The sequence below is a fragment of the Allocoleopsis franciscana PCC 7113 genome, assembly GCF_000317515.1.
GTDB classification, from domain to species: domain Bacteria; phylum Cyanobacteriota; class Cyanobacteriia; order Cyanobacteriales; family Coleofasciculaceae; genus Allocoleopsis; species Allocoleopsis franciscana.
The window spans coordinates 6289953-6314901 of record NC_019738.1 but is presented as its reverse complement, the minus strand read 5'-3'; the positions used below and the strand labels follow the sequence as shown (position 1 = coordinate 6314901).

General features: G+C 46.1%; 24 protein-coding genes and 1 other RNA gene. 16 read left to right on the top strand and 9 right to left on the bottom strand.

What is annotated here, in order from left to right; translation table 11 throughout:
- Positions 1 to 18: 18 nt before the first annotated feature.
- Both cruG and cruF read right to left on the bottom strand, forming a co-directional pair.
- Entirely contained in the window at positions 19 to 1200 is a 1182-nt protein-coding gene (gene cruG / locus MIC7113_RS25915; RefSeq protein WP_041781286.1) for a 2'-O-glycosyltransferase CruG, read from the bottom strand.
- A 44-nt stretch (positions 1201 to 1244) separates the two neighbouring features.
- Positions 1245 to 2192: a gamma-carotene 1'-hydroxylase CruF gene (gene cruF, locus MIC7113_RS25910; RefSeq protein WP_015185167.1), complete on the bottom strand. Its 948-nt coding sequence runs from the start codon at positions 2190 to 2192 to the stop codon at positions 1245 to 1247.
- Positions 2193 to 2600: 408 nt separating this feature from the next.
- On the opposite strand from cruF, the gene MIC7113_RS25905 reads away from it, so the two are divergent.
- From MIC7113_RS25905 to aroF, 5 genes are all read left to right on the top strand, one after another.
- Positions 2601 to 3854 carry a hypothetical protein gene (locus MIC7113_RS25905; protein WP_015185166.1) on the top strand — a complete coding sequence of 418 codons (1254 nt, stop codon included), beginning with the start codon at positions 2601 to 2603 and terminating at the stop codon, positions 3852 to 3854.
- A gap of 192 nt (positions 3855 to 4046) precedes the next feature.
- Positions 4047 to 4496 (top strand): Holliday junction resolvase RuvX, encoded by a 450-nt coding sequence (gene ruvX / locus MIC7113_RS25900; RefSeq protein ID WP_015185165.1) that lies wholly within the window; start codon positions 4047 to 4049, stop codon positions 4494 to 4496.
- A gap of 113 nt (positions 4497 to 4609) precedes the next feature.
- Complete coding sequence (rpsO, locus tag MIC7113_RS25895) at positions 4610 to 4879, top strand: 30S ribosomal protein S15 (protein WP_015185164.1); 270 nt, start codon at positions 4610 to 4612, stop codon at positions 4877 to 4879.
- 27 nt (positions 4880 to 4906) lie between these two features.
- Positions 4907 to 5416: a PAM68 family protein gene (locus MIC7113_RS25890; protein ID WP_015185163.1), complete on the top strand. Its 510-nt coding sequence runs from the start codon at positions 4907 to 4909 to the stop codon at positions 5414 to 5416.
- 143 nt (positions 5417 to 5559) lie between these two features.
- Complete coding sequence (gene aroF / locus MIC7113_RS25885; protein ID WP_015185162.1) at positions 5560 to 6618, top strand: 3-deoxy-7-phosphoheptulonate synthase; 1059 nt, start codon at positions 5560 to 5562, stop codon at positions 6616 to 6618.
- A gap of 92 nt (positions 6619 to 6710) precedes the next feature.
- Here aroF and MIC7113_RS25880 read toward each other — a convergent pair whose 3' ends face one another.
- The 5 genes from MIC7113_RS25880 to trxA all read right to left on the bottom strand — a co-directional run bounded on the left by MIC7113_RS25880 (position 6711) and on the right by trxA (position 9497).
- Complete coding sequence (locus MIC7113_RS25880) at positions 6711 to 7802, bottom strand: alkene reductase (RefSeq protein WP_041780227.1); 1092 nt, start codon at positions 7800 to 7802, stop codon at positions 6711 to 6713.
- A gap of 113 nt (positions 7803 to 7915) precedes the next feature.
- The gene (locus MIC7113_RS25875) at positions 7916 to 8614 is read right to left on the bottom strand and encodes a glutathione binding-like protein (protein WP_015185160.1); all 699 of its coding nucleotides are present in this window, start codon (positions 8612 to 8614) and stop codon (positions 7916 to 7918) included.
- A 54-nt stretch (positions 8615 to 8668) separates the two neighbouring features.
- Positions 8669 to 8803, bottom strand: coding sequence for a hypothetical protein (locus MIC7113_RS38775; RefSeq protein ID WP_256374774.1), 135 nt, complete (start codon positions 8801 to 8803; stop codon positions 8669 to 8671).
- 40 nt (positions 8804 to 8843) lie between these two features.
- Positions 8844 to 9128, bottom strand: a complete 285-nt coding sequence (locus MIC7113_RS37795; protein ID WP_051055797.1) for an NAD-binding protein — start codon at positions 9126 to 9128, stop codon at positions 8844 to 8846.
- A 45-nt stretch (positions 9129 to 9173) separates the two neighbouring features.
- Positions 9174 to 9497, bottom strand: coding sequence for a thioredoxin (gene trxA, locus MIC7113_RS25865; RefSeq protein WP_015185159.1), 324 nt, complete (start codon positions 9495 to 9497; stop codon positions 9174 to 9176).
- Between the two features lie 80 nt (positions 9498 to 9577).
- Here trxA and MIC7113_RS25860 point away from each other — a divergent pair, with 80 nt between their 5' ends.
- The 7 genes from MIC7113_RS25860 (at position 9578) to rnc (ending at position 16207) form a co-directional block, all read left to right on the top strand.
- Positions 9578 to 9919 carry an ArsR/SmtB family transcription factor gene (locus MIC7113_RS25860; protein ID WP_015185158.1) on the top strand — a complete coding sequence of 114 codons (342 nt, stop codon included), beginning with the start codon at positions 9578 to 9580 and terminating at the stop codon, positions 9917 to 9919.
- Between the two features lie 84 nt (positions 9920 to 10003).
- On the top strand, positions 10004 to 11677 hold the full coding sequence (groL, locus tag MIC7113_RS25855; RefSeq protein ID WP_015185157.1) for a chaperonin GroEL: 1674 nt from the start codon (positions 10004 to 10006) through the stop codon (positions 11675 to 11677).
- Positions 11678 to 12189: 512 nt separating this feature from the next.
- Complete coding sequence (gene corA, locus MIC7113_RS25850; protein WP_015185156.1) at positions 12190 to 13338, top strand: magnesium/cobalt transporter CorA; 1149 nt, start codon at positions 12190 to 12192, stop codon at positions 13336 to 13338.
- A 126-nt stretch (positions 13339 to 13464) separates the two neighbouring features.
- Positions 13465 to 14094: a hypothetical protein gene (locus MIC7113_RS25845; protein WP_015185155.1), complete on the top strand. Its 630-nt coding sequence runs from the start codon at positions 13465 to 13467 to the stop codon at positions 14092 to 14094.
- Between the two features lie 204 nt (positions 14095 to 14298).
- Positions 14299 to 14727: RNase P RNA component class A (gene rnpB / locus MIC7113_RS34005), an RNA gene on the top strand.
- A gap of 300 nt (positions 14728 to 15027) precedes the next feature.
- On the top strand, positions 15028 to 15459 hold the full coding sequence (locus MIC7113_RS25840; protein ID WP_015185154.1) for a hypothetical protein: 432 nt from the start codon (positions 15028 to 15030) through the stop codon (positions 15457 to 15459).
- A 34-nt stretch (positions 15460 to 15493) separates the two neighbouring features.
- Positions 15494 to 16207, top strand: coding sequence for a ribonuclease III (gene rnc, locus MIC7113_RS25835; RefSeq protein ID WP_015185153.1), 714 nt, complete (start codon positions 15494 to 15496; stop codon positions 16205 to 16207).
- A 77-nt stretch (positions 16208 to 16284) separates the two neighbouring features.
- Here rnc and MIC7113_RS25830 read toward each other — a convergent pair whose 3' ends face one another.
- Complete coding sequence (locus MIC7113_RS25830) at positions 16285 to 18411, bottom strand: sensor histidine kinase (protein WP_015185152.1); 2127 nt, start codon at positions 18409 to 18411, stop codon at positions 16285 to 16287.
- 194 nt (positions 18412 to 18605) lie between these two features.
- On the opposite strand from MIC7113_RS25830, the gene MIC7113_RS25825 reads away from it, so the two are divergent.
- The 4 genes from MIC7113_RS25825 to MIC7113_RS25810 all read left to right on the top strand — a co-directional run bounded on the left by MIC7113_RS25825 (position 18606) and on the right by MIC7113_RS25810 (position 24103).
- Positions 18606 to 19319, top strand: a complete 714-nt coding sequence (locus tag MIC7113_RS25825; RefSeq protein ID WP_015185151.1) for a RibD family protein — start codon at positions 18606 to 18608, stop codon at positions 19317 to 19319.
- Positions 19320 to 19471: 152 nt separating this feature from the next.
- Positions 19472 to 20668, top strand: coding sequence for a GNAT family N-acetyltransferase (locus MIC7113_RS25820; protein WP_015185150.1), 1197 nt, complete (start codon positions 19472 to 19474; stop codon positions 20666 to 20668).
- Between the two features lie 222 nt (positions 20669 to 20890).
- Positions 20891 to 23443 (top strand): exonuclease domain-containing protein, encoded by a 2553-nt coding sequence (locus tag MIC7113_RS25815; protein WP_015185149.1) that lies wholly within the window; start codon positions 20891 to 20893, stop codon positions 23441 to 23443.
- A 276-nt stretch (positions 23444 to 23719) separates the two neighbouring features.
- Complete coding sequence (locus MIC7113_RS25810) at positions 23720 to 24103, top strand: DUF4346 domain-containing protein (RefSeq protein ID WP_015185148.1); 384 nt, start codon at positions 23720 to 23722, stop codon at positions 24101 to 24103.
- Here MIC7113_RS25810 and psb32 read toward each other — a convergent pair.
- Entirely contained in the window at positions 24100 to 24825 is a 726-nt protein-coding gene (psb32, locus tag MIC7113_RS25805) for a photosystem II repair protein Psb32 (protein WP_015185147.1), read from the bottom strand. The two genes, MIC7113_RS25810 and psb32, sit on opposite strands and share 4 nt — an antisense overlap.
- Between the last annotated feature and the right edge of the window lie 124 nt (positions 24826 to 24949).

The window sequence follows — 24949 nt, the reverse complement described above, 5'->3', positions numbered from 1 at the left end:
ACCGGCTAACCTTCAACCCTAAACGCTATAACTCCGACCCCGCCAAGAGGTCGGTCTGTGGCTAGCCGATAAGAAAATTCGCCAGACGGCTAAGGGATCAGCTAAGGGGGAAAGCCAAAAGAGCCATGAAGCGGCTGATCCCTGAGAACGATCATAAGAAGGAGCGATCGCAAACAGCAAAGCAAAGCGAATCAACAGCAAGAAAAGGTTTAATCCAGCCGCTGCCATTACGGAGGGTGAGGTAATTCCCCATCCTAGGCAACTGAATAAAATCAAAGAGGCTGGAAGTGGCAAACCCTGAACACTCAGTAAAAGCCACAAATCGCTCCACACCTGACTCATGGAAGAGGCATCTTTGAGGTCAAGACTGCGCCCCCACTCTTTCCATGTTTCTTTGGCTCCCTCATACATCCGCACCTTCACCACCTTGGCTCCATCGAGAAACCCGACCTTAAACCCACAAGCGGCGGCATAGCGAGCCAGGGTGACATCATCACAAAAAGACCCCTTAGCGCTGGTATAGCCCTCCAGCTTGGCTAAGACTTCGCGGCGACACAGGAAGCACTGTCCATTCGCCATCACCCGTTCCGCTGAGTCACTATTAATCCCAGTTGGCCCAAATCGGTAAACGAGGGTAATCAACAGCGCGGGTTGGAGCCACCACTCCCCTGGATACTTGAGGATGAATTGCGGTGAAAGGGAAACTAAATCAAACTTTTCCGCTTCAGCCTTCTGGATCAAACCCGCAACCAATCCCGCTCTGGGCTGGGTATCGGCATCCATACCTAGAAACCACTGACTGTGAGGGGAACTGTGTAAGAAGCCCGTGTGCAAAGCCCAGGGACGCCCTACCCAATCAGTGGGTAAGGGGTCATCATTGATTAGACGAAATCGCGGGTCTTTTTCTTGGGCATCCTTGACCAGTTCAGGTGTACCATCGGTCGAACGACTATCGACCACGATGATTTCTCGAACTTCATAACTTTGCTGACTCAGTCCCACCAGACAGGGCGTCAGGCGATCGCGTTCATTGAGGGTGGGAACGACCACACTCACCGCACCCAGTTGATCGGGAGTGGCGGCTTGAGGCACGATGGGAGGGCGACGCCCTGGTCCTTTGCTCAAGCGCGAGAGCAAAAGGAAGGTGGCAGGTATTTGAATAAGTAACAGCGCTGATGCAAAGAATCCTGCTATAGGCAGTGAAAGTAGCGCTGTTGAATGGCTGACTAAAGCGATAACCCAACTCACTTAGGCAGAGCTCCCACAGGTGCCACAGGGACTTTATTGGTTTGGAGCTGAGCGAGTTCAGTATTCTCAGTGGAGTCTACTGTGATGGGTGTGGGTGCAGATGAAGCCATCCACCATAAAATCACAGCCGGCAGGACGCCGAAAACAAGAGTCAATATCACTGGAATCCAAAGCCCAACACCAAACACCGTCATGAAAGCGCTAAACGCAATGTTACTGATATAAACGATCAGGGGAAATCCTAACTGCTGACGGGATAAGTTAATCGGCGTTTTCTTCCAGAACAAAGCGGCTACCGTCATAAACAGACCACCCGTTGCCAGCCAGCCTGCAAAATTACGGTAAGGGGTGCCAAAAAAGGAACCAATATCTCCAAAGTGCCAAAAAGGAGAAGCGGTTTGGCTCATTGCTGGGTCGAGGGCAAAGTCCCAGGAGGTGAGGAGAATGGCTCCTAAGACGACGCCCAAGATAGAGCGCAACCAAACCCCATTTGCCGTTTTGAGACTAGCGTCGATGCCAGCACGAGCGAGTAAATAACAAACAAACCCCATATAAAACCAGGAGAAGGGAATGGTGAAAGGAACCAGTCCAGCCACTTTGTAACCCAAACCACTTAAGTAGCCATATTCTCCAAAGGGGAAGCCGGTGCTGGTGCCAAGTAATTCACTCCCCAAGGAGAGAATCATCGCCGGAATCATGAACGTCAGCCATGGCTTTAAACCCAGGGTTCGATAGGCATAAATTGCCACCGCAGCGGCACCCAGAAGGATGTTGATCACCCCGCCCCCAGACATGGATAACCCAAACGCCTTCTGCCCAATCGGGCCTAAGCCAGCAATCACCTCAGGATGAGGGACGACCAGCAGTAATCCTGCCAGTCCAAAAACCATTGCAAAAATATGACCAATCAGGAAGTAGCGCTCAAGTTTGACAAGTTGCTTCATTAGAAACTCCTAACACAGTGAAGCCCGGTTGTGCTTTTCCGGAGAGTGACCACCGCCGTGGGAAGGCGGCAAGAAAATTTTTGTGAGCAGATAGTTGTTTATTAGTTTACAAATGTTTACGATAAAATCCTCGTTTAACCCCAATGTCCTTTAAATTTTGTGAACTCACCTCGTAATCATACTCACATCATCAGGGATGGAAATGAGTAGGAGCAATACAATACAAAGCAACCCTCAAAAGCTTGGAAGTCCCGCTCTCAGAAAGAAAACCAGCTTAATCATCACAATGGAAGGGTGGGAAAATCGTTAATATATTGGCAGTAACCCCAGTCTTGCAACTGTATCTGCGAACGCGCAAGCCTGTAGGTCGAGTCTGCTGCTATCTGCGTCAAGGCATCTGTACCCAACATGACTTCACCTGTTTCAGAAAACGCGAAGAATGTGATTCGCCCCATTCACTACCGAGATTTGGAGGCAATCGAACAGCTTGCCACAGCGGCAACTGATGCAGATAGCAACAGTTGTTCTGTGACCTTCATTCAGCAATTACAACAAGTTCGACGCTGGTATGGCTTGCTCAAGCTGTTAAGTTGGTTCCCCAATCCCAGCCAGTACGCTTTTTGCGTGTATGTGGCTGAATCGTTCCAGCAGATTCGGGGCATGATCAAGATTTCGCCGTTTAATCGCACCCGCAGCACTTGGCGGGTGGAGCAGGTGTTAGTCGATACCTCTGCCAACGTTCAAGAAAATACATCAGCAAAAGCAGATACGGGATCGGGGTTATTGCGCTATTGTTTCGAGACCATTTGGGAAGCGCGAACCTGGTTACTAGAAGTTAATGTTCATCAGAAAACGACACTAGCGCTTTATCGGCAAAACGGATTTCAGCCTTTAGCACAACTGACCTATTGGGCAATTGCACCCCAAATCCTGGAAGAATTGGCAGCTCACGAACCCGATTTACCGAACTTACTGCCGGTGAGTAACGCGGATGCTCAGTTGCTTTATCAATTGGATACAGCCTCCATGCCGCCCTTGGTACGCCAGGTGTTTGACCGCCACGTCCAAGATTTTAAAACCGGGTTTGTGAGAGCGCTCGTCTCCCATATTTACCAGTGGTTCACCCATACGGAAGTCGTGAGTGGCTACGTCTTTGAACCCCAACGCAAAGCTGCTATTGGCTATTTTCAAATCCGGCTGTGTCGGGATGGCTCCAGTTGTCACGAAGGTGAGCTGACGGTTCACCCAGCTTATACCTGCTTATACCCAGAGTTACTGGCTCAGATGGCGCGGGTGGTGCAGGCGGTGCCCCCCCAAGCCCTACAAATTGCTTCTGCTGATTATCAACCCGAACGGGAAGAATATCTCGAACAAATGGGGGCAGAGCGAATTGAGCATACCCTACTGATGTCCCGTTCTGTCTGGCACAAGCTGCGGGAAGCGAAGCCAATGTCTTTAGAAGGATTGCAGTTGTCGGAAGTGCTTCAGGGGTTACAACCCGCACGCACCCCAATCCCCAGCCGCATTGCTTGGTGGAAGTCTATCTCCAAGAAAACCCAAGCCGTTTCTTCGGGAAATGGCGCTCAGCCAGTCTCAACCTCCAAGATTACTCTCTCCCAAGAGACAAGCCCATCTGCTGAGCCACCGACTATTCAGAATTAGCCGTGCTTCGAGCTGGGGCGCTGAGGAGATGGGGAGCTGAGGAGCTTGGGAGCTGAGGAGCTGGGGAGCTGGGGAGCTTGGGAGAATTGAGATAAAATGTTCCTCAACCTTGTTTAAAGCGTATACATTTGGGATGCTCGCCCACCAAAGCTCCTTTTAGCCATCTATGCCTTCTGAATTTGGAGTCAAGAAATGGAAAAAATCTCGGCACTGGGATTAGATGTAGGAAGCAAGCGAATTGGTGTGGCGGGATGCGATGGCCTGGGTTTAATGGCAACAGGTCTTACCACAATTGAGCGCACGTCTTTTGAACGGGATGTACAACAGCTACGAGAGTGGGTTGAACAAAGAGAAGTACAGCTACTCGTTATCGGTTTGCCTTATGCCAGTGATGGAACCCTAGGCTCCCAGGCGCGGCAGATCCAAAAGTTCGCCAAGCGGTTGGCGAAAGCCCTTCAGTTGCCTGTCGAGTATATCGATGAGCGCTTGACTTCTGTGGAGGCCGAAGAATTAATCAAAGCAGAGAATCGCCTAGTCTCTCGGAATAAAGGTCTGATTGACCGCAAAGCGGCTGCCATCATTTTGCAAGAGTGGCTAGATAACCGCCGCTCAGATAAATTGGGCAGCACAAATCAGGGATGAGAATTGTTTCCCTGGGACGTTGTGCCATCCCCATTCGCCAAGACGAGTTTCAACCACACTCGTCAGAGTGATAACATGGAAAACTGCTGGTTTATTATGATCGAAATTTATCCATGAGTCTGACGCAAGAGCGCAAACACGAAATTATTGAGGGCTACCAAGTCCATGAAACCGACACTGGCTCGGCAGAAGTTCAAATCGCCATGCTCACCGAACGCATTAATCGGTTGAGCGAACACCTAAAAGCGAATTCTAAAGATCATTCCTCTCGACGAGGATTGTTACAACTGATTGGTCGTCGGAAGCGCTTGCTAGCCTATATGCGCCGAGAAAGTGCACAACGCTATCCAGCCTTGATTCAACGCCTAGGTATTCGCGGATAGACCCCCTTTCCATTTCCATTTACACTTATGTCTACTGAACCAGGGCGTGAGGCAAAAGCCAGTAGCTCCTCCGACGCTAAGTCGTCAAACTCCAGTGACCAACGCTTGCCCTTTGAGCCACGTCAGAAGCGCAAAAAAACACCGAAGACTCAACCCGCTCCAGCCGCTAGTTCAAAATCCACGAAGCCAGAGCACAAAGCCACTAAGTCTAAGGAATCGATGGCGATTCCGGATGTCGTGAGCAAGCGAATGGCACGCCGGATGGCTCTGTTGTGTGGAATTCCCTCCGTTTTGGGCATCGTTACCTTTTTTGCCAGCTATGTTTTAGTCACACAAGTTGGCTTAAAGTTGCCCAATGTGGTTGTGGTACTCGTGAGTATGGGCTTTTTTGGTTTAGGCGTGTTGGGATTGAGTTACGGCGTTCTCTCGGCTTCGTGGGATGAAGATGTGCCAGGAACGACGTTAGGTTGGCAAGAGTTTAAAACCAACTGGGGACGGATGACAGCCGCATGGCGCTCTGCGGGTCAAAAGGATTAGGTTGAAGGTTCGCAAGGAGCAGGTTAGCAGGTTAGTACTTCCAACCTTCAACTTTCAACCTTCAACCTTCAACCACTTCCAACCTTCTCATCGTCCAACCCGAAGTTAAGCAAACACATCATTTGGCAGGGGCTGGAGAAACTATGATTGTAGTGATGAAAATGGGCGCTCCAGAAGCCGAGATTGAGCGCATTGACCAAGAACTGAGCGAATGGGGTCTAACTCCGGAAAAAATTGTGGGTAAGCACAAGGTCGTGATTGGTCTTGTGGGCGATACGGTGGATTTAGACCCACTGCAAATTCAGGAAATGAGTCCCTGGATTGAAGAGGTGCTGCGGGTTGAGAAGCCCTTTAAACGTGCCAGTCGCGAGTTCCGGCACGGAGAAGCCAGTGATGTGGTTGTGTCAACACCCAATGGCCCGGTTCATTTCGGGGAGCATCATCCCGTGGTACTGGTGGCTGGCCCTTGTTCGGTAGAAAATGAAGCCATGATCGTGGAAACGGCACGTCGGGTTAAGGCGGCGGGTGCCCAGTTTCTGCGGGGAGGTGCGTATAAGCCTCGGACATCCCCCTATGCGTTTCAAGGTCATGGGGAAAGCGCTTTGGGCTTACTGGCAGCGGCGCGGGAAGAGTCGGGCTTGGGCATTATCACCGAAGTGATGGACACGGCGGATGTCGAGAAAATTGCTGAGGTGGCGGATGTGGTGCAAGTGGGTGCCCGGAATATGCAGAATTTCGCCCTTCTGAAAAAAGTTGGGGCGCAGGAGAAGCCGGTTTTGCTGAAGCGGGGGATGTCCTCCACTATTGATGAGTGGTTGATGGCGGCGGAGTATATTCTGGCAGCCGGGAACCCGAATGTGATTTTGTGTGAGCGGGGGATTCGCACGTTTGATCAGAAGTATGCCCGGAATACTCTGGATTTAGCCGTGTTGCCCGTGTTGCGATCGCTCACTCACTTACCGATTATGATTGACCCCAGTCACGGCACGGGGCGTTATGAGTATGTCCCGGCAATGGCACTGGCGGCGATCGCGGCGGGTGCTGATTCTTTGATGATTGAAGTCCATCCTAATCCTGCCAAAGCTTTATCCGATGGCCCGCAATCCTTGACACCGGATCGCTTCGATCGCTTGGTACAAGATATGTCTGTGATTGGCAAAGCGGTTGGGCGTTGGCATGAATCGGCTGTTGCCCTGGCTTAAGGTTTTAGGGTTGTAGGTTAGCTAATTTACAGGGAAGCCCCACCCCATAAGCAAGAGGAGGCTTCCCACTGCTTCTTTGGCGATTATGGTCTTCAGCTAGCCTGCAAAAAGGGATAGTCTGTGTAGCCCTTCTCCCCACCCCCGTAGAAGGTTGTTGGGTCTGGTTGATTCAGGGGTGCATTGGCAGCAAACCGTTTTGGTAAGTCTGGATTCGCCAAAAACAGCGTACCAAATGAAACCAAATCCGCTTCCCCCTTTGCCAATACAGCATTGCTTCTCTCCCAGTCATAGCCGCCATTGACCATTAATGTGCCGGTAAAGCGATCTCGTAAAACACTAGTCGGTACCTCCGTCCCACCATGCCTTAAGTCGGATTCGTTCACCTCAATAATATGCAGATAAGCCAATCCAAATCGATTCAGCGCTTGGGTTGCATAACTAAAGGTTGACAAAGGGTCAGAATCGTGCATGTCATTAAACGTGCCGCTGGGAGAAAGGCGTACTCCAACTCGATCTGCGCCCCAGACTTCCGTCACGGCTTCCGTCACTTCTAGCAGCAGTCGAGCACGATTTTCCAGGGAACCGCCATACTCGTCCGTGCGCTGATTCGTCCCATCCCGCAGAAACTGATCCAACAAATAGCCATTGGCTCCGTGAACCTCCACCCCATCAAATCCAGCTTGGAGCGCATTTTTGGCTCCCTGACGGTACTGTTCGATAATTTCTGGAATCTCAGCGGTTTCCAAAGCACGAGGAGTAACAAAGGGTTTAGGCCCTTCGTAGGTTGAAGCTTCACCCTTAGGAGCGATCGCAGAAGGCGCAACAGGTAACGCTCCATCCGGTTGCAAGTCGGGATGGGAAATCCGTCCCACATGCCACAGTTGCAGGAATATTCTTCCCCCCTGTTGATGTACGGCATCCGTTACCAATTTCCATCCTTCCACTTGTTCGGCTGAATGAATTCCGGGTGTGCTGGGATAACCTTGACCTTGAGGCGAAACTTGGGTGGCTTCTGCAATGATTAGTCCTGCGGAGGCGCGTTGGGCGTAATAGGTGGCATTGAGTGGCCTTGGAACATTGCCTTTGCCTGCGCGATTGCGTGTTAAGGGTGCCATGACGAGGCGGTTGGGTAGTTCTAGGTTCCCTAGTTTGTAGGGAGAAAGTAAATTGATATCCATATTCAGGGGTTGAAGTTCTCGAAAGTATTATTAGTTGTAAGAAAAGGAACCACAGAGTCACAAAGGGCGCTGAGGAGAGAAGGGAAGAGAGGAGGCTTTTTAGAGTTTGCCAATAGACTCTAAGGCTGTACGGTTGTGGCTGACTGATTAAATAGCAATGACCGGGATTTTTCAATATCGAGCGCCTGATTTTTGAAGGATTCTGCTTTCTCGTAGGCACGAAGGGTTGCCGGACGTGTCTGAATTGTCTCGAACCAGCGCTTCAGGTTGGGGAAATCTTCTAGCTTTTGGCCTTGATTTTCGTGGGGGACGATCCAGGGATAGGCGGCAATATCGGCGATTGAATAGTTGCCAGCAACAAATTCTCGATCTGCCAATCGCTGATTCAGGACAGCGTATAAACGCCCTGTTTCATTCACATAACGGTCGATGGCATAGGAAATCTTTTCTGGGGCATATTGGCTGAAGTGGTGATTTTGCCCTGCCATTGGCCCAAGTCCCCCCATCTGCCAAAATAACCATTGAAGGACTTCAACTCGTTGGCGCAAATCACTGGGAATCAGTTTCCCGGTTTTTTCGGCTAAGTACAGCAAGATTGCACCTGATTCAAAGACTGAAATGGGTTCACCCCCATTAGCGGGTTCGTGGTCAATAATGGCGGGGATGCGATTGTTGGGGGCTATCTTGAGAAAGTCGGGCTTAAATTGATCGCCAGCACCAATGTTAACGGGAATAATGGTGTAAGGGAGTCCAACTTCCTCCAAGAACATCGTGATTTTATGACCGTTGGGTGTTGTCCAATAGTAAAGTTCAATCATGAGTTATTTCTCCTAATTTTGTAAGCATTGGTGCAATGAATTTGTCAGTTTATGTCACTTCCGATTGCCTGGAATTCCTGCTTCTTCCGATACGCTCAAAGCAAGCCCCGTCCAATCAATCTCTCCCCTTCCTTTAGCGATGGATGAAATTAGGCGATCGCGAACTAAGCTAGCGAGTGGCATAGGCATCTGACTTTCTTTGGCTGTTTGCAACGCTAATTCAACATCTTTATAACCCCAAAGCCAGTTTGAATCCGGCAGGTTCATACTGTTGTTGAGCAATCATCCGCCCATAGTTTTGATAAATGGGACAGGCAAAGAGGGTTTGACCAAACAATTCAGCAACCTGACTTCGGTCAATTCCATTCTTTTCGGCTAAAGTAAACGCTTCTGCCATTGCTTCGATCGCAGAGATAATCAGGAAATTACCGGAGAGTTTGACAACATTGGCAGCACTCACCTGCTCTCCCAGATCGAACACTTTTTGCCCCAGAAGATTGAGTAGTGGCAGCACTCTCTCTTTCGCTGCTCCATTTAAACGACTTCTTTTCCAGCCGCCTTACAGATGCTTTTCTAATGTTTGAGCCAAAGTGGTTGCTGGAACTGCGCCCACTACTGTATCGACTTGCCGTCCTTCCTTGAACACCAGTAAGGTGGGAATGCTGCGAATCCCATACTGGCTGGCGATACCGGGATTTTGATCGGTGTCGAGTTTTACCACTTTCACCTGTCCTGCAAACTGAGAAGCAACCTCATCCACTGTGGGAGCTACCATTCGACAGGGGCCACACCAAGGTGCCCAAAAATCGACTAATACCGGAAGTTCACTTTCGAGGACTTCTTGCTTGAATGTTGCGTCTGTCACTTGGGTCACTGATGACATTCTTGTCCTCCCGTATTATTTCCATAGTTCGAGAATCTCGAATAATTAAACTATAGTTCAGCCTATGCGATAATGCAACTATGAGACTGCTGTATCATCCAGACCCAAAAGACATATCTTTAGCAGGCGTATTGTATGCGCTAGGCGATCCGGTGCGGCTTGAAATTGTGAGGCGGCTGGCGACGAAGGGTGAACAACCCTGTGCAGCGTTTGATTTAGCCATTGCCCGGTCTACGATGTCCCATCACTTTAAAGTTTTGCGGGAGTCGGGTGTGCTTTACTGTCGCAAAGAAGGAACACAACACCTCAATTCTTTGCGGCGCGAGGATTTAGATGCGCTGTTTCCAGGGTTGTTGGAGGCGGTATTACAAGCCGCTCCACAGTCTCTTGCGGTTGACCACACCCCAACCCCAGAGACATAGAGTTAAATTCCCTCCTTGACTTAGCACTCAGACCTGTAGAGTGCTAAATTGGCTAATGGAGACACGACGAAACACAGGAAACTTATGGCAAAAATCGTTTCGTTTAACGAAGAATCAAGACGATCTTTAGAGCGGGGCGTCAATGCTCTGGCTGATGCTGTCCGCATTACCTTAGGCCCTAGAGGTCGGAATGTTCTGTTAGAAAAGTCCTATGGGGCACCCCAGATTGTCAACGATGGGATTACCGTTGCCAAAGAAATTGAACTGGAAGACCCCTTAGAAAATACGGGTGCTCGACTCATTCAAGAAGTGGCTTCCCGGACGAAAGAAATCGCAGGTGATGGGACCACAACAGCTACGGTTCTTGCTCAAGCGCTGATTCGAGAAGGTCTCAAGAACGTCGCAGCGGGGGCGAATCCTGTTGCTGTGCGTCGGGGTATTGACAAAACGATCGCGCATTTGGTCAAAGAAATTGAGACCATGGCGAAACCCGTGGAAGGAAGTGCGATCGCTCAAGTTGCCACCGTTTCTGCGGGTAACGACGAAGAAGTCGGTCGGATGATCTCCGAGGCGATGGAGAAAGTCACTAAAGACGGTGTGATTACCGTTGAAGAGTCTAAATCTCTCTCCACTGAACTGGAAGTCGTGGAAGGGATGCAGATTGACCGGGGCTATATTTCTCCCTACTTCGTGACGGATCAAGAACGGATGACGGTGGAATATGAAAATCCTCGCATCCTGATTACCGACAAAAAGATTAGCAGCATTCAGGACTTGGTTCCGGTGCTGGAAAAGATGGCACGGGCTGGTCAACCGCTGCTAATTATTGCGGAAGATTTAGAAGGGGAAGCCTTAGCTACCTTGGTGGTGAACAAAGCACGGGGTGTGTTGAGTGCTGCCGCGATCAAAGCGCCTGGATTTGGCGATCGCCGCAAAGCGCTGCTGCAAGATATTGCCACACTCACGGGCGGTCAGTTAATTTCTGAAGAAATTGGCTTAAGCCTGGATACGGTGACCCCGGATATGCTGGGTACAGCACGGAAAATCACCATTGATAAAGACTCCACCACCATCGTCTCCGGTGACGAAAATACGGCAGACGTACAGAAGCGGATTGTGCAAATCCGTAAGCAGTTGGCAGAAACCGACTCGGAATACGATAAAGAAAAACTGCAAGAACGGATCGCCAAACTGGCGGGTGGTGTTGCCGTGATTAAGGTCGGTGCTGCCACTGAAACCGAACTCAAAGACCGTAAACTGCGGATTGAGGACGCCCTCAATGCGACCAAAGCGGCTGTTGATGAAGGTATCGTCCCTGGCGGCGGTACCACATTGATTCGCTTAATTTCAAAAATTGGCGATATCAAAAACAGTCTCGGTGAGGAAGAAAAAATTGGCGCGGATATCGTCGCCAAGGCATTAGAAGCCCCTCTACGCCAGATGGCTGATAACGCCGGTGTTGAAGGTTCCGTCATCGTTGAGAAGGTGCGGACTAGCGATGTCAATATTGGCTACAATGCTGCCACTGGCAAATATGAAGACCTGATTGCAACAGGCATTATCGACCCCGCTAAGGTTGTGCGATCGGCGCTGCAAAATGCTGGTTCTATTGCTGGTATGGTCTTAACGACTGAAGCCCTGGTTGTCGAGAAGCCTGAGAAGAAAGGCGCTGCCCCTGACATGGGTGGCATGGGCGGCATGGGCGGCATGGGCGGCATGGGCGGCATGGGCGGCATGGGCGGCATGGGTATGATGTAGTCCACCACTTTCTAGGTAAGAATCTTTATAGCAGCTTGTCTTTTGTGGCAGGCTGCTATTTTGTTGCGTTTACGGATCTTTGTAGTAATACTGGATTAAACAATGACAGCTTTAGAGGCTGATTGACCGACAATGCTAGTATTTTTCATTCATGGTGTCGCCACACACGATGTCAAATATGCAGATAAGTTGAAAAACTTAATTAAGGAAGAGTTTGACCAACAAGAAAAATCATTGCCCCATTTTTACTCTAGTTTTTGGGGAGATGTATTAAGAATACTCTTGCTGAGTTAACGTTTAGAGATGGTGGCGGAATACTACGTTTTTGGAACAATTTTTTAAAAATTTATCATGTTTATATTTTTGACCGGGAAAATAACTGTGAATTTGTAGGATATGTTGGATGGATTCATTCGGAGGGGCTTAAGGAGGAAATTAAATTTATAGAAAGAAGTTTTAGCTGACACCAATATGAAAAGTTCAAGAAAATGAACAATATGAGGTAAATGAACATGAGAGAAAGACGTGTCCCTGATTTAGAGTTAGTCGCACAAACAGAAAAAGAAGAAGAAGAAGAAGATTTATTTGATTACTTCTACGATAAACCCGGTAGCCTACCAGGAACCCTGATCATCGAAGAAGACGCTGCACCGTCTAAGATTGTTTTAATTGACTACAACGAATCCAACGCTACTCGTATTCACGTCGTTAATCCTGAGGACTGTACTCTCTACTTAGATACCGAGTCAGTTTCTTGGGTTGATGTTAGCGGCTTGGGTAGTGAAGATATCTTACAGCGATTGGGTAAAGTATTTGATTTGCATCCCCTTGTGCTGGAAGATGTGGTTAATGTACCCCAACGCCCAAAAATCGAGAATTACGATGATCAGTTAGTGATCATTGCTCAGATGGTGATGCCCAAAGAAAAGGGAGATGGCTTTTGGATTGAGCAAGTTAGTTTTGTGTTAGGCAAACATTATTTACTAACCGTACAGGAGGAACCCCAACGAGATTGCTTTGGTCCCGTGCGCGATCGCATTCGTACCAATAAAGGCAGTGTCCGAAAATCAGGAACAGATTATTTAGCCTATGCCCTTTTAGATGCTTTGATCGATGGCTTTTTTCCAGTTCTGGAAGACTATGGGGAACGGATTGAAGAATTAGAGGATGAAGTCCTCCGCAACCCCACCCGACAGACTTTAGAAAAGATCTACCAACTCAGACGAGAATTATTAGCCTTGCGTCGGTCGATCTGGCCTCAGCGAAATGCAATTAACTCCTTAATTCGGGGTGATAGTGATCTGATCAGTCCCAACGTCCAAATTTATCTGCGCGACTGCTATGATCACACCGTTCAAGTAATGGATATGGTAGAAACTTATCGCGAACTGGCTTCAGGTCTAATGGATGTTTACCTGTCTTCGGTGGGCAACAAGATGAATGAGATTATGAAATTCTTGACCGTAATCTCAACAATTTTTATCCCACTTACGTTTATTGCTGGAGTTTATGGTATGAATTTTGAATACATGCCAGAACTTAAGGTGAGGTGGGGCTATTTCGCCTGTTGGGGGATAATGGTGGCGATCGCGGTAGCTCTATGCTACTTTTTCTGGCGTCGGGGTTGGTTTAATAATTTTTCCACTATTGACAATGATTAAAATACGGAAAATTCTCACAAAAGAGTCAACCTATCGCTGTTTAGTAAAGATATTTTTTAGTTATTGTGTTTTTAAACCAGCCAATTTTTAACTTTAAAATCGTAAATTATTGAAGAGGTTTACAACATGGATAGTCGAAATTTATTAGTCTTTACGGTTTATATCATAATTGTTATTTACGTATTTTATAAAGCCTATCAATCTTTAGAAACTCAAGTTACATTAGAGGTTGATAATGAATTTATAAATAATGAACTCACTGCCAATGAAATCAAAGATATAGTAGATATTGACTTTAAAAAGCTCAAGCCCAGTTATCAACTCGATGATTTAAAAACGATAAGAATTGGCATAAAGAATAAATCTTCTGAGGATTCTGCCATCACTCTTAGAGTCAATTGGGACGAAAGCTCTATTACGAATTATGAAGGAAATGTTAGTCGAATCATTCGGGTCACTAAAGGACTAGCCGAAATCCCGCAAAAGCAAGTTCCCAGTATCATTGTCGCCAATCAAAAAATTGACGAAGAGTTGAGTGATGACAAAGACATCAACGGAAACTTATTTAAGGTACCAAAGCTCAAAAAAGCATCTAAAAAAGCTGAGCCATTCACCCTTCGATTATCCTTTAAGTTATCTCAACCGGGAGCGGCAGAGCGTTCCTGCTTCGTGAACTGTAAGTTAACCCCTCAAAAACTACGCTGGACAAAAGCCTTGCTCATCGCCTTGACACCACCTCCGAAAAAGAAATCCTAGCCGGAACCAATGAAGTCATAGACTGGGGAAAAGTGGAACCGCAGCTTTAGGAGGAAATTAGAATTTTTTATCTTTCTTCCCGCCATCACCGACAAACCTTTCGCTCCTCACCTCCTCTCTAGAGCCAAATCTGTAGTCGCTTGCTCCTTTTCTTTGTCAAAAGCTAACAGCTAATGCCTCACGGCGATTAGACTGGATGAGGAGAGAGTAGGCGAAGGTAGTTGCGGACTCGCATTCTCGTAGAGTCTGAGGAAAGTCCGGGCTCCCGAAAGGCCAAACTTGCTGGGTAACGCCCAGTGCGGGTGACCGTGAGGATAGTGCCACAGAAATATACCGCCTTCTCAAGTCTGAGGGATAAAGGATGAAATTTCAGATTTCTTACTTTACACTTCATACGTTGTTGAGGGTAAGGGTGCAAAGGTGCGGTAAGAGCGCACCAGCAGCATCGAGAGGTGCTGGCTCGGTAAACCCCGGTTGGGAGCAAGGTCGTAGGAACTACGGTTGGTCTTTTCCCAGTTCCGCTGACAAGAACCGCTAGAGGCATCTGGTAACAGATGTCCCAGATAGATAACTGCCCTCCCAGAAGTTCTGCTGCTGTGGAGAACAGAACCCGGCTTATGCCCGACTCTCTCCTTTTTTGAACCTGCTGACAGGACTTTAGGTTCTCACTTTCACTTTCTGCATCTTGACATGACTCGTTCGTTAGCCTAAGCCGGATGGAGCTAACCTCAGTTTTTGTACTTGCTGTTTGCCAGCTTGAGCTACTTGAGTGCTACGACGAACTTAGGTTATATCAGTAGTATTTAGCTTAAGCCTGGATTTCGTTTTGAATTGACTGGCTCAATTCAGAATAAACCGACCAGTGAAATTTTAATCTGAGAAACTGATTATTCTGCAATGACAACTTTTTTGACAGTTCGGGAGCAATTTTTTATGGAAAAAACGCTACTCTTTCTGAAGGGTTTCGAGAGCATTGATGATAATTTTAAAAATAAGTTTGATAAAGTAATTGCTAATCAAGACTATAAAAAGAATTTAGAAGAAAAGTTAATTATCGCTTTAGACCGCTTTGATGAATTGGCTAAAGCAGATGCTTTATTTAAGTTTTTCGTGGCTCATATTAATAATGAAATCACTCATCAAGAGTTTTTACATTACTTATATGTATTAGATAAAGCTGACTTTCATAATATAGAAAAATTTTTAAATTTTTATGCCTCTAACGAGGATTTCACCAGTGATAGTCGTTTAAACAGCTTTGCTTTTGTGGGATTATTAAGATTGGTAACAAAATTGGATCAGACCGTTTTTGGAAAAAATGAGTTTGGCAGCAAATTTTTGAAAATCTTAGGTCTACTTGCTTAAACTCACTTATAGTAAGTGTTGTTCATCTTAAATCATGACTCTCATAGACCCTCGCCGTCAGAAACAACTACGGCAATTCGTGCAAAAATTAGGGTTGTCCGATCAGGCTCCAGTGCAGTGGGCACTGCTTGACCTAGCACTAACGCACCCAAGTATTTCTGCTAAAGCCAACTATGAGCAGTTAGAATTCGTCGGTGACGCCGTTGTGCGAATTGCGACCTCAGAATTGTTATTTGAAACCTATCCCAACGCTTCAGTCGGTGAATTTGCTGCCATTCGTTCGGTACTGGTGAGCGATCGCATCCTTGCTCAGTTAGCGAGAGTTTATGGATTAGAACGTTATTTACTCCTGTCTAGCAGTGCAGCGAGTGACGCGGCAGGAGAGACATCACGCTTAGCAGATGCCTTTGAAGCGGTGTTAGGAGCACTCTACTTGAGTACCCATACACTAAAACTTGTGCGCCCTTGGTTAGATCCTCACTTGCAGCAACTAGCCGCAGAAGTGCGCCAAGATCCAGCCCGCCTAAACTATAAAGATGCTCTCCAAGAATGGACTCAAGCTCACTACAAACTTCGCCCAGAGTATCGCCTTAAAGAAACAAGTTTAATACATGGGGATGACCACCGCTTTACGGCTGAAGTCTGGCTGCAAAATCAGCGATTGGGTGAAGGGCAAGGACGTTCTAAAAAAGCAGCAGAACAAGCCGCTGCTAAACAGGCATTTTTAGCATTGAACGATCAGGAATAAGTAGGTTTGTGTGAGGGTAATCATACTTTCTTGAATTTTGAATCATTACCCATTACTCATTACCTATTACCTAATCATTATTGACTAATAACATTTGAGTCTTCTGCATTATTATCAGCCGATTCAAACATCTGAGCAACATCATTGGATAATTGGGAGTCACCTGAAAATAGTAATGAATGCTCAATGATAGGCAAAGAAATTTCCACCTTAGTCCCATGACCATCCCCATCACTAGAGAGGGTAATATTCCCTCCCATCAGTGACATTAAATTCCGCGAAATCGCAAGACCCAGACCTGTACCTCCACACTTGCGCGTGGTTGTCCCATCAACCATCACGAAGGGACGGAAAAGTTTAGGCTGTTGAGTGGGATCGATCCCAATTCCCGTATCCTTAACAGTCACAACAACACGCGAAGAAGGAGTTACTGAAGTACTATCCGTACTTGCATCACCTGTAGAAGGCAGGGATAAGCGTTCTCTCTTCTTTTCCTTAGAACCAGCAATTTCTCCTCGATCATTCCCATTATTCAAAGAAACCTCAGGGGATGTTTCAGCGAACGCTTCTATTCGCGTATTAATTGTAATGTTGCCAGAGTCAGTAAACTTAACAGCGTTACCAACTACATTTAAAAGTACTTGTTTAAGTTTAGCTGGATCGGCACGAACAGGAATCACTTTATCCAGGTCTGTGGTATGAAATTCTAAGCCTTTCTGCTGAATGGGAACAGCCTGTAAATTAATCACTTCATTCAGAATTTTTCGCAAATCAAGTGGCTCTGTTTCTACCGTGAGCTTTCCGGCTTCAATCTTGGCAATATCCAAAACGTCATTAATAATTCCTAATAAGTGAATTGCCGCATCATCCGCTCGTTGTAAGAAATCGAGTTCTTCTTCTCGGTCATCACAAAAACCATCCCGTACTAATCGCAGACAGCCAATGATGCCATTGAGTGGAGTTCTCAGTTCATGGGAAGTATTCGCGAGAAACTCATTTTTGAGTTGGTTGGCGGTTTGTGCCTCTTTCCAAGCTGTTTCTAGTTCTTCAGCCCAAGCTCTCAGACGAGTAATCATCCCCTCAAAGGCATCAGACAATTGGTTAAATTCCCGAATTTTGAAGTTTCGAGGAATCCGATCCGTAGAGTGCAAATCCGATTCATGTAAGGCGTAATCTCTGAGTTTTTCTAAAGGACGAGCCAAGTCACGAGCTACATAAAGTGTTGCTAAAAAACTTGCCGCAATTAAGCAGCAGGTGAGGACAAGCAAAACTTGCTGAATATCTTTGAGACCATATAGGGCACTCTCTATGCTCGTAATGGATAAAATCACCCACTTTTGGTTCGGCTCAGCCGTCATCGGACTCTGGATCGCCGTGTACCCAGCGACTAGTTCGACGCCCTCTCTTTCAAAAGAAAATAAATGTAGAGAATCCTGTTGACCATCGAGTGATTGGCTCAAGACCTCCTTAAGCGCCCCCCTATCTTTTTCCTGAACAATTGAGCGCCCAATTCGGGTTGGATCGATATGGGATAAAATTGTCCCTTCCTGATTAATTACCACCGGATAGCCCGATAAAGACCTCCGCTTGGTGGGTTGAGAATGAACCAAGGAAGACTGGATACTCAGAGCATATCGAAGTTGACCCTCAGCGTTATAGACCGGTGCGCTGAACACTAATGGGAGTTGATGGGTCGAGTCGGTTCGCTTGGGGTTGGTGCCTACTGTTGTTGAGGGTTTTTGAGGAAGTAGCGCCGTCACGTAAATTGGAGAACGGTTGCGTGGCAATAAAGAACGCTGCCAAGGCCATAACGTTGGCTGTTTTTGGGCGATCGCTTGGTTGCCACAAGTACTAGCCACGAGCTTTCGGGTTTGAATATCACTCAGCTGCACGCACTCGATCAGGGTCGGTAATTGTTGAGCGAGTTGGTCGATAAATTCTTGATCAGCGCCTGGAGACGGGGACTGTAACTCTACGCTTTCCCTCGCTATCTCCAGATTAGCTTTGAGGGTGTCAACCGCTTGTTGAATATTCTGTCCCTTTCTCACGGCGCTCTCGATCAGATTTTGCCGAGCCGTTTCCAACAGCGTCGAGCGTGCCTTTCTGTAGGTTACATACACCCCCAACAGTAACACTGGTACGCTCAGCAGCAATAAGCGCGACAGCAAAATACGACGAAAGGAGGATTGACCTGGCTTAGCCATAGTATGTCTCTCAGATTAAAGTTGAAAACTCAACAGCCATAATTAATACAGTAGATGAATCCCCCATCTCATCCATCCTAAAACGCTTCAAAGTCTCCGTGTATCTTAGAGGCTTAGGTTCGAGACAACTTTTACAAGGAAAGTCTCAATCTTAAGAATCCTCTTTCCTCGTGTCTTTGTTCCAGCCAGACGCTATGCCTTCTCACTTTGCCATCCCTCGACCCCATACAACCGTTGTTCTCGCCATGAGTGCTGATGGCAAGATTGCAGACGTGGCGCGATCGCCTGCTCGATTTTCGTCTTCTGCTGATCGCACCCATCTGGAAACACAAATTGCTCTGGCTGACGGCGTCTTGTTTGGTGCCAATACACTCCGTGCCTATGGCACCACCCTGGGCATCTCCAATCCCAAATTACTGCAACTGCGACAACAAGGGGGTGTGCCACCGCAGCCGGTACAAATTGTTTGCTCGGGTTCTGCTGATTTTGACCCCCAATTGCGCTTTTTTCGCCAACAGGTTCCCCGTTGGTTACTAACAACCGCAGGGGGTGCCCAACATTGGCAGAAAGAACAGGCATCGGGTGTTGAACGTTTTGAGCGAATTTTGGTAGCGGATACATCCACAGGCGAGATGGATTGGAAGAATGCCTTTCAACAGTTAATTCAATTGGGCGTCGAACGCTTAGCCCTCTTGGGAGGCGGTGAACTAGTCGCTGCACTCCTGGCCGCCGATTTAATTGATGAATTTTGGCTAACCATTTGCCCGTTGATTTTAGGCGGTAGAACCGCTCCAACGCCAGTGGCGGGAGAGGGATTTTTCTCACACTTAGCGAGACCTCTGGAACTTTTGACGGTTCAGACGATCGAACATGAGGTCTTTCTGCATTATCGGCTGCAACGCTCGTAAAGATTAGTTAACCTAAAAACAGTTTTTATCGGAGTCGGCACTCACTTTGAGCTGCATTGCTCCGAACAAACCTCTGGGTGGAGCCAATTGAACTCACCCTTATATTCTGCATGACACGGTATCTTAACCCATTTCTTTCTTGGATTTCCCCCATGGTTCAACAACCCCAGCTTGACTATGCCGTGACTTGGGTCAACCGGATGGCAGACATTCCCCAATCCGCTTGGGATGAGCTTGCCCAGCCCTTGAAGACCCCTTTCCTAGAGTGGGAGTGGTTGAACAATCTAGAAACCTCAGGGAGTGCTACAGCAAAAACTGGGTGGTTACCGAATCACCTCACCGTGTGGCGAGATAGACAGCTTATAGCCGCTGCACCTTTCTACATCAAAGGCCACAGTTACGGAGAGTTTGTTTTTGACCAGCAGTGGGCGGATTTATCTCACCGCTTAGGGATACGCTACTACCCCAAACTGCTGGGAATGACGCCGTTTACCCCAGCTACCGGTTATCGGTTTTTGATCGCACCGGGAGAAGATGAAGACCGGCTGACGGAACAAATGGTAATTGCGATCGACCATTTTTGTGACCAGAACCGGATTAGTGGCTGTCACTTTTTGTTTGTTGACCCCGAATGGCGTCCCGTCCTAGAACGTCATGGTTTTACCAGTTGGCTGCACCACAGCTACATTTGGCAAAACAAAGGCTTTCAGACCTTTGATGATTATCTTAGTGTCTTCAACGCTAATCAGCGCCGCAATATCAAACGGGAGCGCAAAGCTGTTACAACAACAGGTCTACGCTTAGATATTCTCAGGGGTGAAGAGATTCCTAAATCCCTGTTTCCTTCAATTTATGGCTTCTACAGCAGCACCTGCGACAAGTTTATGTGGGGGAGTAAGTATCTCACGCGCAAGTTTTTTGAGCAGTTATATCCCAACTATAGCGATCGCGTGTTGTTAGTGGCAGCTTATCGAGAGGACAATAACCGCCATCCGGTAGGCATGTCATTTTGTATCAACAAGGGTGACCAGCTTTATGGTCGCTATTGGGGTTGTTTTGAGGAATTTGATTGCCTGCATTTCGACGCTTGTTACTACACGCCGATTGAGTGGGGAATTGCCAATGGCATTCAGATGTTTGACCCCGGTGCGGGTGGGCGTCACAAAAGACGGCGCGGTTTTCCGGCAACAGCTAACCACAGTCTGCACCGATTTTATAATGCGCGGTTTACTCAAATTTTGCGGCACTACATCGGTGAGATTAATGTCATGGAACAAGAGGAAATCGACGCGATTAATCAGGATTTACCCTTTACCAAACGGGAGATTAACCTCACCATTCAGGATTAATCAATTTGTAGGGCGGGTTTATGGAAATAAAATCATTATTTAGTCCTCTTTAGAGGACTTGATTTATGAGCCAGGAACTTAAGTTCCTGGCGGATTGAGAGTGTTATTTCATGGTGTGAAATTACAAATGCTCGTGCATTTGCACAGCCCATGCTAAGTTCAATCACTAATGGTTATGATAGGGTAAAAAATCCTCAATTCTAGAGGAATAACTCTATTCAGATGCATCCACAACAGGACTTCATTGTTATCGATACCGAAGGGAAAAAAGAGCTTCGGGAAATTGCGATTATCAACAGTAAGGGTAAATTAATTTACGAAGCTTTTGCTAAAGAGCATCCTGATAATTATGAAAAAGTCCTTAACCTCAAGCCCCTTAAAGAGATTGTCGTTGATTTTCTAGAAATTACTAAAACGAAGTTAATAGTTTTTCATTATGCTAAGCATGATATTCAAGTTTTGAAAAATAGCTGTAAGAAAGTTGGCTTGCCTTGGCAAAATCTTACCATTGAATGTAGCTGTGTTCTAGCGAAAGCTGCCTTCCCAGGTTTACCCAGTTATTCTTTAGAATATCTAAGTAAGCACTTAAATTTAAAAGTCAACCAAAGCTACTTCGATGTTAACCTAGCTCATATAGCCAGGTATGACGCAGAATTCACCTATCAACTGTATCTAAAAATCATGACTCAGGCACCAAAAGCCCCTCTACTAGATACTCTCCGAGACAAACCTAACCCTTTTGGAAGTAGCCGCGTCGATAATCCATTTCAAGACCATGTTGATTTCAAAGAAATCTATCAGGATGAGTTTGAAACACTCAAGTCTGTCATCACTGATATCAAACATGATAAAAATCACCAAAGCAAGGGAGCAATTGTCATTGGTGAACCCGGTTCTGGAAAAACGCACTTGATGATGCGTCTGGCTAAAGAGTTACTGAAGGTTAATCGATTACTTTTCATCAGACAACCTAATAATCCTGATTCCGTTCTTTATCATACTTACAGCCGAATCCTAGAATCTTTTATTCAAAAAGTTCCTGATAGTAACTATACACAGTTAGAACATTTATTAGCTAATAGCTTTGTCAAACTGATTAGCACAACCCGGATCATAAGTCTAAATAAGAGAGATACAGAAATACTATCTGCTGTTCAAAAGGGTAATCTCAAGATATATGAAGTTTTAGGTGCGGAAGGAACCCAGCGAAAGCGGGAATATTGGCAGCACATTGAAAAACGTACTAATGAATGGTGGGCTAATGAGTATGGAGTAGCAGGTTACTCAGCTCAAATCATTAAGGGTATTGTTAAATATTGTAGTTATTCCGATTCAAGGAAAAAAGAAATAGTAACCCGATGGTTAGCTGCCAATGAACTAACACAAGAAGAAACCGATTTTATTGGCTTGAATAACTGGAAGGAGGAGATGAGTAAGGAAGAATTTTCCTTGCAAGCAATTTCTGTTTTTAGCAAACTCTCTCTACTAGATGAACCACTAATTATTGTCTTTGATCAACTGGAAGGACTGGGACTAAAACATAACGACAGCCTATTAGTGAGATTTGGTGAGGCAGTAAAAGAAATTTTTACTCACGTCCCCAATAGTTTAATTATTCTTAATTTATTTCCAGACCGTTGGGAACAGTTTAAAGAAATTTTTGATGGTTCTATTCTTGGGAGAATTTCACAGTACCAAGTCCGATTAAATCTGCCAAATCGTAAAAAACTACAAGAAATTTTACAAATCAAAGCACAAGAAATTGGTTTAAATATAGAAGATTTATTTAATTCAGATGAATTAGAGGCAATTCTTAATCAACACTCTATACGATATGTTTTAAATCGTGCTTCTGATTACTATCAGTATAAGGTTCATAATGTTCCTCTGCCCGAACGTTCTAGTTCACCATCAAAACCAATAGTCAGTGAAGCAGTTCAAGAAAGATTAACATTGCTGGAAAATGAATTAGCTAAATTGCAGAAAAAGGCTGGCTCTAGTTTCCGAGAAAAGCAGGAAGATATGGATGTGTTGTGTCAAACCTTGCAAGAATTAGATAATGACTTTACGGATTGGAAGCAAGTAGTTAGTAATTTAGTCGAAGATGTACAATTTTTATACGTTAAAACAGAGGAATTGGGACAAAAAACAGAGGAATTAGATAGAAGGCTGGAACAAATAGAAGGCAAGGGAGGAGGTTCTAGTCCTCTTATTCTATATCTTCAAAGACAAGAAACTTTAATTGAACAAGAATATGCACAGCCTCAAATTATTAGTGACAGCGATGATGTCGGAAAATTGAGGACTATTGCTCAGGCATTCAAAGATTTTAAGGATTTTGAACTACATAGCTTGCGGTTAGGTGGGAAGAAGCTACCGGAACACCTTGTAATTAGAAATGAACATCAAAGTATTGCTATTGGTTTCTTACAGATTAATGGAGGTTCTTTTACAGCCCGAATCCAGAACTGGAATGAATTAGTACTCAGGCACAAGGAGGATACGTCTTTTAAACTCCTTAGAGATCGAAGACAACCCGGAATTACAGGAAGAGTGGGTAGGGATGAAATAGAAAAACTGAACAACTCTTCCAAGGGAAGTTTCATTATTATGGAACAGGAAGACCGAATTAACTTTGAGTTGATTTACAAACTAATTATTGATATTCAAGAGCGAGATGTTGACTTTGATCTAAAAGAGGCTTTGCCAGATTTAATCCACTATCTAGACAATTACTGGTTAATTAATTTATTTGAACAATTTGAGAATATTTAGAAGTAGTTCGTTAAAAATATACTTTGCTTCACAAGCCCTAGCAGCAGGATGTCCCAGTTACCCGAATACCTGTCACACACCAAAATCCTCTAGGGGCACCCCTTGGATAATGACAATTTTCAATCTCAACCCGATTGACTTGAGGTGCGATCGCCTACAGTAACAGCAAAGCTGATCGCTCTTTTAACCAACTTCTAAACTAAGATTAAGTCTGTTTGGGCTGTTATCGCACCAAAACAGGCAAGAACAAGAAAAGAAGAATCCCTAGCAGAGAAGATGAGTTTAACAGTAGATGACCTACGTGCAATTGACGATAAGCTATCGAAACGCGATATCAACCTTGACCCAGGCGGATATTTCATTATCTACCTCGATCGCGAGTCAAGGCTAATTTGTGCCAAACATTTCACTAATGTAATTGATGAGCGAGGCTTAGCCATTGACCCAGAAACAGGCAAAGTCATCCCCGCCAAGGGCAAAGTAGAACGGACTCAAAGCACCCTGTTTACAGGCAGAACTGCAAAAGAACTTTGTGTGGCTATCTTTGAGCAAACCCAACCCTGTCCCGTCACAATGCTCGATCATGCAGCTTATTTGGGACGGGAGTTTGTTCGGGCTGAGTCTGCTCTAGTGGATGGCGGAGAGTATATTCAGGATTAGCCTGAGAAATTCTGATAGAAAAAGTAGGTAGCCATCGGGACAACGGTGGCGATAATCAAGATAGTCACCACCCAAATCGTAGAATTTTGGGTGTCAGTTTCTTCTGCACTCTTAAAGGTGCTTTCAACCTGAATCTTTTCTTCCACAACCGGGGGGCCTGGGTCGGGTTCACCCGAAAGAACGGCGACTAAGCGATCGCTAGCATCCAACAAAGCTTGATTGTACTTGTTCCCCGTTCGGAGGGGCACCGCTACCGTTTCAGACGCTACGCTTTCGGCAATGTCGTCAGGTAGAACGGACTTAACCGCTTCACCCGTCTGAATAGCAGTTGTGTTGGTTAGCGTGTCAATCACGAGCAACGCTTGCTTGGCTTGAGCTTGTGGGGTTGGGAACCATTTTTCAAATAGGGCTTTTGTGAAACTATCGATCGTCTCACCGTAGTCTAAACGGTGCATGGTAACCATCCTGACCTCTTTGCCCGTTTTCTTCGCTAAATCATCCAAAGTATTACTCAAGCGTCCTTCATTCAAACGGCTGAGAACTTCGGCTTTATCAACCACCCAAGTCGGTTCCCCAGCCCTAATGTTGGGCATCTGATAAACTCCAGTGGCGTTAGCGGGTGCTGCCACGAATACACTGGCTAAAACGCATAATACCAGGGGTAGAATCAGGCGTTGAAGGTATTTTTGACTCTCGTCGAGTCGATTGAGGAGCTGTTTCATTGAATTGATTGGAATATTAAGATTGCCTTTTCCCATACATACTATATAAACCGGAACAAAACTTACGTCTAAAAAATGAAAGCCGTGTTACGGTTGAAGGAAAGCCTTGAGCTTGCTCACTGGG